Source organism: Streptomyces sp. PL-29, assembly GCF_058344425.1.
This window is the reverse complement of sequence record NZ_CP136996.1, coordinates 5765867-5778458: the sequence shown is the minus strand read 5'-3', so window position 1 is coordinate 5778458 and position 12592 is coordinate 5765867. Positions and strand designations below refer to the sequence as shown.

General features: G+C 73.5%; 13 protein-coding genes and 1 pseudogene. 1 reads left to right on the top strand and 13 read right to left on the bottom strand.

Annotation, left to right across the window (positions count from 1 at the left end; translation table 11 throughout):
- Positions 1–181 precede the first annotated feature (181 nt).
- Positions 182–403, top strand: a complete 222-nt coding sequence (locus tag R4Z63_RS26480; RefSeq protein WP_037915616.1) for a hypothetical protein — start codon at positions 182–184, stop codon at positions 401–403.
- Between the two features lie 91 nt (positions 404–494).
- On the opposite strand, the gene hypE is transcribed toward R4Z63_RS26480, so the two are convergent.
- The 13 genes and pseudogenes from hypE to R4Z63_RS26415 form a co-directional block, all read right to left on the bottom strand.
- Entirely contained in the window at positions 495–1484 is a 990-nt protein-coding gene (hypE, locus tag R4Z63_RS26475; protein WP_172671271.1) for a hydrogenase expression/formation protein HypE, read from the bottom strand.
- A gap of 70 nt (positions 1485–1554) precedes the next feature.
- Positions 1555–2697, bottom strand: a complete 1143-nt coding sequence (gene hypD, locus R4Z63_RS26470) for a hydrogenase formation protein HypD (RefSeq protein WP_384447247.1) — start codon at positions 2695–2697, stop codon at positions 1555–1557.
- Positions 2694–3068 carry a HypC/HybG/HupF family hydrogenase formation chaperone gene (locus R4Z63_RS26465; protein WP_384447245.1) on the bottom strand — a complete coding sequence of 125 codons (375 nt, stop codon included), beginning with the start codon at positions 3066–3068 and terminating at the stop codon, positions 2694–2696. Before R4Z63_RS26465 ends, hypD begins: the two co-directional genes overlap by 4 nt.
- Positions 3037–5442, bottom strand: coding sequence for a carbamoyltransferase HypF (hypF, locus tag R4Z63_RS26460; RefSeq protein WP_384447243.1), 2406 nt, complete (start codon positions 5440–5442; stop codon positions 3037–3039). The genes R4Z63_RS26465 and hypF overlap by 32 nt, the downstream gene beginning before the upstream one ends.
- On the bottom strand, positions 5442–6317 hold the full coding sequence (gene hypB / locus R4Z63_RS26455; RefSeq protein WP_491522601.1) for a hydrogenase nickel incorporation protein HypB: 876 nt from the start codon (positions 6315–6317) through the stop codon (positions 5442–5444). Before hypB ends, hypF begins: the two co-directional genes overlap by 1 nt.
- Positions 6318–6320: 3 nt before the next feature.
- Complete coding sequence (locus tag R4Z63_RS26450; protein ID WP_037915606.1) at positions 6321–6716, bottom strand: hydrogenase maturation nickel metallochaperone HypA/HybF; 396 nt, start codon at positions 6714–6716, stop codon at positions 6321–6323.
- 116 nt (positions 6717–6832) lie between these two features.
- Positions 6833–6937, bottom strand: a complete 105-nt coding sequence (locus R4Z63_RS26445) for a DUF6893 family small protein (protein ID WP_384447240.1) — start codon at positions 6935–6937, stop codon at positions 6833–6835.
- Entirely contained in the window at positions 6934–7500 is a 567-nt protein-coding gene (locus R4Z63_RS26440) for a hydrogenase maturation protease (protein ID WP_384447238.1), read from the bottom strand. The genes R4Z63_RS26445 and R4Z63_RS26440 overlap by 4 nt, the downstream gene beginning before the upstream one ends.
- A pseudogene (locus tag R4Z63_RS26435) lies at positions 7497–8920 on the bottom strand (hypothetical protein). The gene R4Z63_RS26440 and the pseudogene R4Z63_RS26435 overlap by 4 nt, the downstream one beginning before the upstream one ends.
- Positions 8917–9618 (bottom strand): DUF6084 family protein, encoded by a 702-nt coding sequence (locus R4Z63_RS26430; RefSeq protein ID WP_037915599.1) that lies wholly within the window; start codon positions 9616–9618, stop codon positions 8917–8919. The pseudogene R4Z63_RS26435 and the gene R4Z63_RS26430 overlap by 4 nt, the downstream one beginning before the upstream one ends.
- Entirely contained in the window at positions 9615–10277 is a 663-nt protein-coding gene (locus R4Z63_RS26425) for a DUF5947 family protein (protein WP_384447234.1), read from the bottom strand. Before R4Z63_RS26425 ends, R4Z63_RS26430 begins: the two co-directional genes overlap by 4 nt.
- Entirely contained in the window at positions 10274–10801 is a 528-nt protein-coding gene (locus R4Z63_RS26420) for a NifU-related iron-sulfur-binding protein (protein WP_037915596.1), read from the bottom strand. The genes R4Z63_RS26425 and R4Z63_RS26420 overlap by 4 nt, the downstream gene beginning before the upstream one ends.
- On the bottom strand, positions 10798–12582 hold the full coding sequence (locus R4Z63_RS26415; RefSeq protein WP_037915593.1) for a nickel-dependent hydrogenase large subunit: 1785 nt from the start codon (positions 12580–12582) through the stop codon (positions 10798–10800). The genes R4Z63_RS26420 and R4Z63_RS26415 overlap by 4 nt, the downstream gene beginning before the upstream one ends.
- Between the last annotated feature and the right edge of the window lie 10 nt (positions 12583–12592).

Here is a 12592-nt window from a genome sequence, read left to right as displayed (position 1 = left end):
TTCCGCGCAGCGGCGTACCGCGTCGGTGACGGCCTCCGCGTCGTCACCGCGCCCGCGATGGTGCCGGCGGCGGGCTCGGCGTACGCACCGGGCCGCGCAGCTACCGCCCTCGGGTTTGGGCGGCGCCGGAGGGGTAGCCGCAGGGTGGGGACCAGCGCGCACGGAAGGGGTGTGAGCGGTCATGGGTGGTGACACGGGTGACAGGAAGAGCCGTACGCCGGACAGCGGGCACAAGGCGCGGATCCGGGGGCGGTCGCCGGATCCGGGCCGGATGAGGACGGGCGGCCGGCCGCGCTCCCCGGACGAGATCGCGCACGAGCGGGGACGCGAGGACGCGACGATGCGGGACGTGATGCGGGACCTGGACGAGCGGGACCTCGACGACATGCGGGACGACCGCTGACCCGGCCCGCCCGGCAGCCGGCCCACCGCCGTACCGGACTCGCCCGCCGGCGAGTCCGGTACGGCGGGTCCGGAACGGCCCGGGTGCGTCGTCAGCAGATGCGCGGCAGCTGCTCGCCGATCGGGAGGTCGACCACGCGGGTGCCGCCGAGCGCGGTACGGGCCACCACCAGGCCCGGGTGGGCCTCCACGGCCTCGCCGACGACGGCCGCGTCGCGGCCCAGCGGGTGGGCGCGCATGGCGTCCAGTACGGCCTCGGCGTGCTCGCGCGGAACGAAGGCCACCAGCTTGCCCTCGTTCGCCACGTACAGCGGGTCGAGGCCGAGGATCGCGCACGCGTTGGCAACTGCTTCGGGCACCGGGACGCTGCGCTCGTGGATCACGACACCGGTGCCGGAGGCGGCCGCGATCTCGTTCAGCGAGGCGGCGAGGCCGCCCCGGGTGGGGTCGCGCAGGACGTGCAGGTCGGGGGTGACGGCGAGCATGCTCTGGACCAGACCGCCCAGGGCGGCGCAGTCGCTCTCGACGTCCACGCCGAATTCCAGGCCCTCCCGGACGCTCATGATCGCCACTCCGTGAAGGCCGATCCCGCCGCTGACGATCACGACGTCGCCCGGTACGACCCGCTGCGGACGCAGGTCCACCCCGTCGGGGATGATGCCGATGCCCGCGGTGTTGATGTAGACGCCGTCGCCGTGGCCCGCCTCGACGACCTTGGTGTCGCCGGTGGCGATCTCCGCGCCCGCCGCCCGGGCGGCGGCGCCCATGGCCTCGGCCACCCGCGCGACCACGGGCATCCCGACGCCCTCCTCCAGGATGAATCCGCAGGACAGGTAGGCCGCGCGCGCCCCGCTCATGGCCAGGTCGTTCACGGTGCCGTTGACCGCGAGGTCGCCGATGCAGCCTCCGGGGAAGAACAGCGGGCGCACCACGTAGGAATCGGTGGAGAAGGCCAGCCGGACGCCCCCGAGCCGGACGGCGGCCGAGTCCCCCATCTGGGCCAGCACGTCTCCGCCGAAGGCGGGGGCGAAGAGGTGCTGGACCAGCTCGGCGGAGAGTGCGCCGCCGCCGCCGTGGCCCATCACGACGCGCGGGCGGTCGCGCAGCGGGGCCGGGCAGGTCCAGCCCGTGATGTCCAGGGTGGTACCGGTGTCAGACAACGGGGCTCGCCTCCAGCGGGGTGGTCGCGGCCGCGGGAGCGGTCCCGAGCTCCAGCCGCCGGTAGAGGTAGTACGCGGCGCAGGCCCCCTCGCTGGAGACCATGGTGGCGCCGAGCGGGCTGCGCGGGGTACACAGGGTGCCGAAGGCCTCGCACTCGTGCGGCTTCAGCAACCCCTGGAGCACCTCGCCGCTGCGACACTCGGCGGACTCTCGGGTGTCGATGCCACTGACCGAGAAGCGGTGTTCGGCGTCGAAGTCGCGGTAGCGCGCGGACAGCCGCCATCCGCTGTCCGGGATCACGCCGATGCCGCGCCAGGCCCGGTCGGTGACCTCGAAGACGTCCTCCAGCATGGCGAGGGCCGCCGGGTTGCCCTCGGGGCGGACGGCGCGCGCGTAGGCGTTCTCGACGGTGTGCTCGCCGCGCTCCAGCTGCCGCACGGCCCGGCGCACGCCTTCCAGGATGTCCAGCGGCTCGAATCCGGTGACCACGATGGGTACGCGGTGGCGCTCGGCCAGCTCCGGGTACTCGCCGACGCCCATCACGCTGCACACGTGCCCGGCGGCCAGGAAGCCCTGGACGCGACAGCTCGGCGACTTCATGATCGCCTCGATCGCCGGGGGCACCCGGACATGGGAGACCAGCAGGCTGAAGTTGCGGATGCCGAGCTTCTTCGCCTGGTGGACCGTCATGGCGTTGGGCGGGGCGGTGGTCTCGAAGCCGATGCCGAAGAACACCACCTGGCGCCGCGGGTTGTCCTGTGCGACGCGCAGGGCGTCCAGCGGGGAGTACACGACGCGTACGTCCCCGCCCTCGCTGCGCACCTGGAACAGGTCGCGGCCGGTGCCGGGGACCCGGAGCATGTCCCCGAAGGAGCAGAAGATCACGTCGGGGCGGGAGGCGATCTCCAGCGCCTTGTCGATGACCTCCAGCGGGGTGACGCACACCGGGCAGCCCGGCCCGTGAATCAACTCGACCTGTTCTGGCAGGAGTTGGTCGATGCCGTGCCGGATGATGGTGTGGGTCTGGCCGCCGCAGACCTCCATGAGGGCCCAGGGCCGGGTCACCGTGGCGTGGATGTCGTCGAGCAGTCGGCGCGCGAGGGCGGGGTCCTGGAACTCGTCGATGTACTTCACGACCGGCCTTCCTCCTGGGTGTGCTGGGGTGCGGTGGTCTCTCCGGCGAGGGGGCCGTCGGCGAAGGGGCCGTCGGCGAACGGCCAGGGGGAGTCAGCCCCGGCCTGGGCGGCCGCTTGCTCCCACGGGTCGCCGAACTCCTCCTGGAGCATGCCGAGTTCCTCGAAGAGGGCCAGGGTCTGCCGGGCCGACTCCTCGTCGAGGCGCTGGAGGGCGAAGCCCACGTGGACGATGGCGTACTCGCCGACCCGCAGGTCCGGCAGGTACTCCAGGCACACCTCCTTCTGGACGCCGCCGAAATCGACGGTAGCCATGCGGGTGCCGTCCTTCTCCCCGATGTCAAGCACTCTGCCGGGTACCGCCAGGCACATGGGCTTCTCCTCGCTGTGGGTGGTGCGGTTGCTGCTCCGGGGCGGCGGCCGCCGCCACCATGAGCTGGCCGAGGGACAACCCGCCGTCGTTCGGGGGGACCCGGCCGTGGCGCAGGACGGTGAACCCGCGGGCCCGCAAGGCGTGGGCGCACGCGGAGGACAGCAGGGTGTTGGCGAAGACGCCGCCGGTCAGCGCGACGGTGTCCAGGCCGTGCCGCTCGCGGGCGAGTGCGCAGAGCTCGGTGACGAGGGCGGTGACGGCCGCGTGGAAGCCGCCGGCGACCAGCCTCGGGTCCGTGCCCGCGCGTACGTCGGCGACGACGGCGGTCAACAGCGGCGCCGGGTCGGCGACGACCGGGCCGGCGCCGGGGTGCTCCGGGACGCGCAGCCCGAAGGCGTAGCCGGGGCCGACCGCGGGGGCCCCGAGGGCCGCGGCCTCCAGCTCGATCGCGGCCTGTGCCTCGTATCCGGCGTGGTGGCAGACGCCCGCCAGTGAGGAGACGGCGTCGAAGAGCCGCCCCATGCTGGAGGTGGGGACGCAGTTCAGGCCCCGCTCCAGCTGGCGTTCCAGTACCCGCAGTTCGTCGGGCGGGCAGGCGGCGACGCACGGCAGGTCCGGGGTGCGGGCCAGGCCGGCGGCCCGCAGGTGGGCCAGGGCCATCCGGTACGGGCGCTGCACGGCCGCGTCGCCGCCGGGCAGCGGCACGTAGCCGAGGTGGGCGAAGCGGCTGTAGCCGGCGTAGTCGGCGAGGAGGACCTCGCCGCCCCACACGGCGCCGTCGTCGCCGTAGCCGGTGCCGTCGAAGGCGACGCCGATCACGGGGTGCTCGCCGTCCAGGCCGTGTTCCGCGAGGGTGGAGGCGATGTGCGCGTGGTGGTGCTGCACCCGCACCAGCGGCCGGGCTCCGGCCGTGCGCCGCGCCCACCGGGCGGAGCGGTAGCCCGGGTGCCGGTCCGCCGCGAGGAGGGCGGGGCTGACGCCGGTGATGGACTCCAGCTGGCGTTCGGCGCGTTCGAGGGCGTACTGGGTGGCCAGGTCGTCCATGTCGCCGATGTGCGCGGACAGCCAGGCCCGGTGTCCCTCGCCGAGGCAGAAGGTGTTCTTCAGGTCGCCGCCCGCCGCCAGGGTCGCGGGAACCGGCAGGGGCAGGTGCACCGGCAGTGGGGCGTAGCCGCGGGCGCGCCGTACGGTCAGCGTCTCGCCGTCGCAGACCCGCACCACGGAGTCGTCGCACGGAACGTGGACGGGCCGGTCGTGGGTGAGCCAGGCATCGGCGATCCCGGCGAGCCGCTCCAGCGCCTCCTCGTCGTCGGTGACGATGGGCTCACCGGCGAGGTTCCCGCTGGTCATGACCAGCGTGCGGGGGCCCGGCGGGTCTCCCGGCAGGCCGAGCAGCAGGTGGTGGACCGGGGTGTACGGGAGCATCACGCCAAGGTCGGGGCAGCGCGGGGCGACTCCTTCGGCGAGCACGCCGGGCGCGCCTTCGCAGACCGCGGCGGCGGCACGGCGGCGCAGCAGCACGATGGGCCGTACCCCGCCTTCGAGCAGGGCGCGCTCCTCGGGGCCGACGTGCGCGTACCGTTCGGCGTCGCGGATGTCCCGCACCATCAGGGCGAAGGGCTTGTCGCCGCGGGCCTTGCGGCGGCGCAGCTCGGCCACGACACCCGCGTGGGTGGCGTCGCAGGCGAGGTGGTAGCCGCCCAGGCCCTTGACGGCGACGATCGCCCCGGCCGCCAGGAGCCGGCGGGCCCCGGCGATCGGGTCCTCGTCCGGGGCGGGGCGGGGCGGCCGCCCGGTGAGCAGGGCCAGCCGGGGCCCGCACGCCGGGCAGGCGACGGGCTGGGCGTGGAAGCGGCGGTCGGCGGGGTCGCCGTACTCGCGGGCGCAGTCGGGGCACATGGGGAAGCGGGCCATGGTGGTGTGCGCGCGGTCGTAGGGCAGCCCGGTGACGATGGTGAAACGCGGTCCGCAGTGGGTGCAGGTGATGAAGGGGTGCCGGTGGCGCCGGTCGGCCGGGTCCGCGAGCTCGGCGAGACAGTCGGCGCAGGTGGCCACGTCCGGGGAGACGAGCGTCCGGGCGGGGCCGCCGGTGCGGGAGGCGACGATGGTGAATCCGGCGCCGCCCGCGACGGGGACCTCGTGGTGGTCGACCGCGTCCACGACGGCCAGCGGGGGCGCGTCCGCCGCGAGGTGCTCGCAGAACCGCGAGACGGCGGCCGGGGCGCCCTCGACCTCGGCGACGACGCCTTCAGGGGTGTTGGTGACGTGTCCGGTGAGGCCGAGGCCGGTCGCGCGCGTGTAGACGTAGGGGCGGAAGCCGACCCCCTGGACCACGCCGCGGACGATGACGCGCCGGCGCTGGACCGACTCCATCAGCGGGGCTGGGCGGCGGGCTGGGCGTGCGGGTGTTCGTGGTCGGGCCCGTGGGTGTGGCCGGGCCCGTGGTGGTGATGGTGGTCGGCCCCGTGGTCGTGGCCGTGGCCGTGGTCGTGGCCGTGGCCGTGCAGGTGTCCGCGGTCCTGGTTCTGGTCCTGGGTTTGTGCCTGTGCTTGTGCCTGCTGCCGGCGGGCCATCACCGGAGTGTGCGTCCTGGTCCCGTCGCCGGCCGCGAGCGCCCGGTCCAGCAGGAGCCCCAGGCCCTCGCCCTTGCGCGCCGAGGTCATGACGATCTCCACACCGGGGTTGACGCGTTCGACGTTGGCGCGGAAGGCGGCCTCGTCGAACTCGACGGCCTGCGCGATGTCGGTCTTGGTGACGACCACCAGCTGGGCCAGTCCGAAGGCGGTCGGGTACTTCAGCGGCTTGTCCTCGCCCTCGGTCACCGAGGCGAGCACCACGCGCAGCGACTCCCCCAGGTCGTAACCGGCGGGGCAGACCAGGTTCCCCACGTTCTCCACGAAGAGGATCCGGGTGTCCTCGGGCAGCCAGCCGTCCAGGTGCCGGCCGAGCATCCCGGCCTCCAGGTGGCACAGCCCGTCGGTGAGCACCTGCCTGACCGGAACGCCCGAACGGGCCAGCCGACGGGCGTCGTTCTCGGTGGCCAGGTCCGCGGTCAGCGCCGCGACCGGCACCGCTCGTTCACGCGCCAGGAGCAGCTCGCGCTCAAGGAGCGCGGTCTTGCCGCTGCCGGGGCTGGAGAGCAGGTTGACCACCGTCGTGCCGCGGGCGGCGAGCCCGGTGCGCAGGGCCCGGGCGGCGTCGTCGTTCTTGGCGAGTACCGCCTGCCGCAGATCGACCACTCGGCACATGGTTCAAGCCTCCTCGGGAATCGGTTCGCGGGTACGGGCACCGGCGGGGCCGTCCTCCCAGCGGACGCTGAGGATCTCCAGCTCGCGGCCCGAGAGCAGTTCGACGTCCGCGGCCCTGCCACATCCGGGGCAGCACAGCTCAGGAGGCATCCCCACGGCCCAGGTGCCGGGGCAGGCCGCGCAGCGGGCACGGGCCGCCACGGGTTCGGTGACGAGTTCGGCTCCCGCGAGCAGTGTTCCGGCACAGGCCAGTTCGAAGCAGAAGGCCAGTGCGTCGGGCACCACGCCCGCCAACTCGCCCACCTTGAGCCGCACGGACGTGACGGCGTGCGCGCCGGCCGCCCCGGCGGCTTCTTCCACCTGGCCCACGACGGCCATGGCGATCGACATCTCGTGCATCGGACTCCGTCCTGCCGGGGCTCATTACACCGGCGGTACGGAGCTGCGGCCGTCGGGCACGCCGGTGCGCCGCGCCGCCCGTACGCCGTTCGGCGGGGGCGCGGCGCCATCCGGCGTCACATCCTGCGCATGCGCAGGTAGCGCCTGAGGTCGGGAAGGACCTGGAGCACGACGGCGGCGAGGGCGGCGGCAGCGGCCCCGCTGATGACGGCCTTCTTCATGGGGTTCTCCTCAGTTCACGGCGGGGTGCGCCGGCTTCGTCGGGAGCCGGCAGGTCGAGCAGGTCGAGAGCCATGCGGACGGCCTCCGGTACGGCGGCGGCCACGGGCGGGCTCAGCGCGATGCCCTCCTCGACGCAGCCGGGCTCGCAGCCGAGGACCAGCGTGCGCCGCGGCGGGGTGGCGCCGGTCCCGGCGCACAGGGTGTCCAGGAGTGCGAGGACGGTGTCGGGCGACATCTGGTGGCCGTCGAGTGCGGGCCCTTCGCCGGGTCCCGAGTCCGGTGTGCCGTCTGCGGTCGCGGCCGCCGTACCGGTGCCCGGCTGCACCTCGATGAGGTACAGGGTGCCCGGTTCGCCACCGCGGGCGGTGGCGTCGACCAGGACGAGCGTGTCGTAACCGTCGAGGAGCTGGTAGGCGAGGTGGACCCCGCGCACGCCGAAGTCCACCACCTCGACCCCGTCGGGGAGCGGGTGGGCGGACAGGGCGCGTACGGTCTCCACTCCGAAGCCGTCGTCGCCGAGGAAGACGTTGCCGATGCCGGCGATCAGGACCCTGGGGTTCACGCGTCCTCCGGCAGGGTGACCTCGTCGGGCTGGAAGTAGAGGAAGCGGCCCTGTTCCCGGCGGATGTCGGCGCCGGGGTCGTCCTCCACCGTGACGGCGAGGTGCACTCCCCCGTCGACGTCGTGCAGGACGGCTTCGACCAGGGCGGAGCGGCCGTGGAGGAAGAGGTCCTGGGCGTCGGTGCGGCGCGGTCCGGGGCGCAGCAGGACGCGGCTGCCGGGGCCGACGGGGGCTCCGTCGATCGTGATCCCGGTCCGGGGCCGGGCCGGCGGGGTCGGCGCCGGCCGGATCCCACCAGGGGGTGTCCGGCTTGAACAGCGCCTCCTCGTCGGGGATCCCCGGAGGTCTCTTCCGAAAGGTGCGGGCCGGTGACCTCGCGCAGGGAGCGCACCGCTCCGTGCAGCCGTTCCAACACCTCGGGGGGCAGGGAGTCGGCGAGGTCGACGACCGCGGCCGCCCGGGCGTCGGTGCCGCGGGCCTCGCGCTTCTCCTGGTCGGTCAGGGCCGCCGTGCGCAGGGCCAGGATCTCGTCGATCTCGGTGGCGTCGTACATGGCGCCCGCGCTCTCGGGCGCGATGGCCGGGTGGTCCTCCAGGATGATCGGGGAGGACAGGACGACGTCGGCGCGGCCCGCCTCACCGGCGAGCACCGGCCAGGTGTGGCGGTTCGCGCAGGCGGCGACGGCCTCCCGGGCCCATTCGGGCGGGTCGGTCATGGAGAGGAAGGAACCGGAGTCGAGTCCCAGCAGGAGGTGGGCGGCGACCAGTGAACGGGGCAGGGCGGCCTCGCGGTCGGCCCCGGTCCCCGCCGCGGGGGTCCACGGGCTGGTGTTCTCCACGACGGCGGTGAGCCGGAACACCCGGTAGGCGCCGTCGAGTTCCACGGCGCGCAGTCGCAGTACGCCTTCGAGGGGCTCGGTGCGCCGTACCAGGCGGCCCGCCGTCCGCCCGTCGGCGTCGAGGACGGTCTCGATGTCGTCGCGTGCGGGGCGGGTGAACGGGACGGTGACGCCGTCGCCGGTCAGCCCGCTGACGGGGACGGCCAGTTCGACGTGTTCCTCGGTTCCTTCGTCCCAGGGCACGAGGACCCGGTCGGCCAGGTGCAGCTCGTCGACGTCGTCGAAGCCGCCGTCGTCCCGGGCCTGTTGGACCGTGCGCCGCTGCGCGTGCAGGAAACGCAGCTCCAGGGCGAGCGTCGCGTCACCCTTCGGCTCCATCAGTACCTCGGTCCGCTGGAAGGCGTGCTCGCCGTGCGCGGGGCCCCACGCGGGGGGCACGAGGACGCCGAACTGCCAGCGCATCCGGTTCTTGGCGGCGGAGGCCCGGTAGGGGTAGAGCACGTACCCTTCGAGGAGGACGGCGTCGGCCACCTGACGGGCGGCGGCGAAGCGGGGGTCCGCGGCGGTGGTGGTCGCGGTCACGGGGCCGTCCTCTCGGTGAGGCGGGGCCGCAGCCCACCCGGCCGGACGGTCCCGGGCGGGGGCGGGGGTGCGGGATCGGAGGCGCCCAGCAGCGCGCGTACGGTCGCCTCCCAGGAGGCGAGCGCGTGGCGGGAGCGGTAGGCGAGCAGGTCGGCCATCAGGTCCGCGGGCAGCCGGAGCCAGCCGCAGCCGGGGAAGTGCTGCTCGATCATCTCCCGCCAGACGGCCACCGGCATCCGGTACGCGGCTTCGCGGTCCCAGGGCACCGGCTCGACCCGGAAGCCCCCGTCGCCGGTGAAGGCGGTGCCGGAGAACAGCATGAGCAGCGGGACTTCGCCGTCCCGGAGGGCTTCGAAGTACCGGGTCGCGGCGATGTCCATGTCGTAGGTGCAGGGCACGACCAGGTCCGTCTCGGTCTCCCCGGTGAAGCCCGGCACCATGACCGGCACCTGGGCGAACTGCACGGGCTGGAGCGTGGTTCCCCAGCGGGAGCGTTCGCCGAAGAGGTCGGCGAGGCCCTCCGCCTCGGCCGGGCCGTAGCCGCGCCGGGCCGGTTCGATGCGGATCTGGCAGCGCAGGGCGAGGGCGTGCACGCGGGTGTCCGGGTCGGCGGTGACGCGCAGCCGGAAGACGAGGGTGGGGCCGGCGGCGTACGGGTCGGCCCGCACGCCGGTGCAGGTGAACGCGAAGCCCGTCATGACCGGTCCCCCGCGGGGGCCGCGGCGGCCACGGGCCGGGCGCGCCGCTCGACCTCGTCGAAGAAGGCGCCGAGCGCGGCCCGTGCCTCGGCTCCTCCGTCGAAGCCCTGCCACAGCATCCGCATCCGGCCCACCAGTTCGTAGCAGACGTCGATCGGCACGAGGTAGCAGCCGGAGCGCCCTTCCCAGCGGTGCACGAAGAGCGCTTCCGTGTCCGGTTCGAGAAGGGCGGCCAGCGGCCCGCCGTCGAGGACCTGCTGCCAGGTCTGCGGATCGAGTTCGCTCTCGGTCGCCCCCGCGGGGCTGGGGTAGAGGGCGACCAGCCGGTCCAGTGCGGCGTTGCGGAAGAAGAAGGCGACGCCGACGGGGATCTGGAGGCGTTCCCACACCCCGGCGTCGAGCCGGTGGCCGGGGTCGGTCAGGTAGCGGTCGGGGACGGCGCGGTAGCGGCCGGTCCGGGTGCCGGGCCGGTCGAACAGCAGCGCGCAGGCGGTGCAGGCGCAGACCAGTGTCCGCTTCTCGGTCTCCACCAGGTGGCGGTGCCCGTCCGGGGGCACCGCCACCCCGCACAGCTCGCAGGTTTCGGGCTCCGGCGGGCGCGGGGCGGTGAACCGGCGCAGCCCGCGCGGGCCGCCCGCGCCGACGGCGGGCCCGGTCACGGAACCCGCGCCGGGCTGGGCGGCCGGGTGCCGATCTGCAGGAGTGCGGGCTGCGGGGCCGGGGCGGGCTCCATCTCCACCCCGGTGACCTCGGGGGCGAAGCAGGTCAGGGTGTCCTCCAGCGTCCGCCGCCCGGCCTCCTCGCCGCCGGGGCCGCAGCCACAGCCGGTGGGAGCGGCCGCGGGGCGCAGCCGCAGGACGCCGGTGGCCTCGTCGAAGCCGATCATTTCCACCGGTTGGGGTGCGCCGGCCAGGGCTCGGGCGATCCGGGTGTGGACGTCCTGGGGGTGCAGGCCGTGCAGGGAGAGCAGGCTCGCGACGAGTTCGTCGTCCGCGGCGGCGGCCAGTGGGCCGTCGCCGAGCTTCGCGGCGATCCGGGCCAGGCCCGCGCCGTAGAACTCCATGAGTACGCGCACCAGTTCCTCGGCGGCCGCGCACGCCTCGCGGTCCCCGGTGGCGGCCAGCCGGTCGAGGACCTCCTCGACGCGGCGGCCCGCCTCCCGGGCGTCGACGGCCGCGCTCATCCGCCCAGTCCGCTCAGGCCGGTGGGAACGTGCATCGTCTTGACGGTCTTGCCGCCGCCGACGTACATGTGGACGCCGCAGGGCAGGCAGGGGTCGAAGCTGCGCACGGCGCGCATGATGTCGATGCCCTTGAAGTTCTCCGGGGTGTTCTCCTCGAAGATCGGGGTGTTCTGCACGGCGTCCTCGTACGGTCCGGGCGTGCCGAAGGTGTCGCGGGTACTGGCGTTCCATGGCGTGGGCGGGTACGGGTGATAGTTGGCGATCTTGCCGTCGCGGATCACCATGTGGTGCGAGAGGACGCCGCGGACGGCCTCGGTGAAGCCGACGCCGATGGACTCGTCCGGCACCTCGAACTTCTCCCAGGTCTGGGTGCGTCCGGCACGGACCTCGGCGAGGCCCTTCTCGGCGCAGTGCAGGGCGATGGCGGCCGCGTACGCCTGGAAGTAGGTGCGGGCGCGGTTGCGCTCCAGCGCGTTGCTCCACTTCGGGATCTTCCACTCGAAGCGGGTCTCGGGCTTGGTCATCGTGCGGGGCAGGTTGATGACGACGCTGTGGCCGGTGGCCTGGACGTAGCCGACGTCGACGAGGCCGGAGAGGGCCGTGGACCACAGGCGGGCGATGGGGCCGCCGCCGGTGTCGAGGGCGAGGTGGTCCTTGCCGTCGAACCAGCGCGGTGACATCACCCAGCTGTACTTGTCGTCGAAGTTGCGCTTCTGCGGTGCCGGGATGGTGTGCTGGTTCCACGGGTGGCGGGGGTCGACCGGGTTGCCGAGCGGGTCGTGCGTGACGAACTGCTCCTTGCCCTCCCAGTCGTCGTAGTACGAGCTGCCGAGCAGGATGCGGATGCCCAGGTTGATCTGGGTGAGGTCGTTGGTGACGAGCTTGCCGTCCACGACGACGCCGGGGGTGACGAACATCTTGCGTCCCCAGTCGGTCATGTTGGCGTAGGTGAAGTCGCAGTGCTCGGGGTCGTTGAGCGCGCCCCAGCAGCCCAGCAGCACCCGGCGGCGGCCGACCTCCTCGTAGCCGGGCAGGGCCTCGTAGAAGAAGTCGAACAGGTCGTCGTGGAGCGGGACGACGCGCTTCATGAACTCGACGTACCGCATGAGGCGGCTCATGTAGTCCGTGAAGAGCTGTACCGAGGCGACGGTGCCGACGCCCCCCGGGTAGAGCGTGGAGGGGTGCACGTGGCGCCCCTCCATCAGGCAGAACATCTCGCGCGTGTAGCGGCTGACCTGGAGGGCCTCGCGGTAGAACTCGCCCTCGATGGGGTTGAGGGAGCGCATGATGTCGGCGATGGTGCGGTAGCCGTGGTCGCCCGCGTGCGGGGCCTCGGTCCGCTCGGCCAGCTCCAGGACGCCGGGGTTGGTCTCGCGGACCATCTTCTCGCAGTAGTCGACCCCGACCAGGTTCTCCTGGAAGATGTTGTGGTCGAACATGTACTCGGCGGACTCGCCCAGGTTGATGATCCATTCGCCGAGGTGCGGCGGCTTCACCCCGTAGGCCATGTTCTGCGCGTAGACGGAACAGGTGGCGTGGTTGTCGCCGCAGATCCCGCAGATGCGGCTGGTGATGAAGTGCGCGTCGCGGGGGTCCTTCCCGCGCATGAAGACGCTGTAGCCGCGGAAGACCGAGGAGGTGCTGTAGCACTCCGCGACGCGCTTCTGCTTGAAGTCGATCTTCGTGTGGATGCCGAGGCTGCCGACGATCCGGGTGATCGGATCCCAGGCCATCTCCACCAGGCCGCTGCCGTCTCCGGCCGCCTTCGTGTTCGGTGCCATCGTGTCTGCC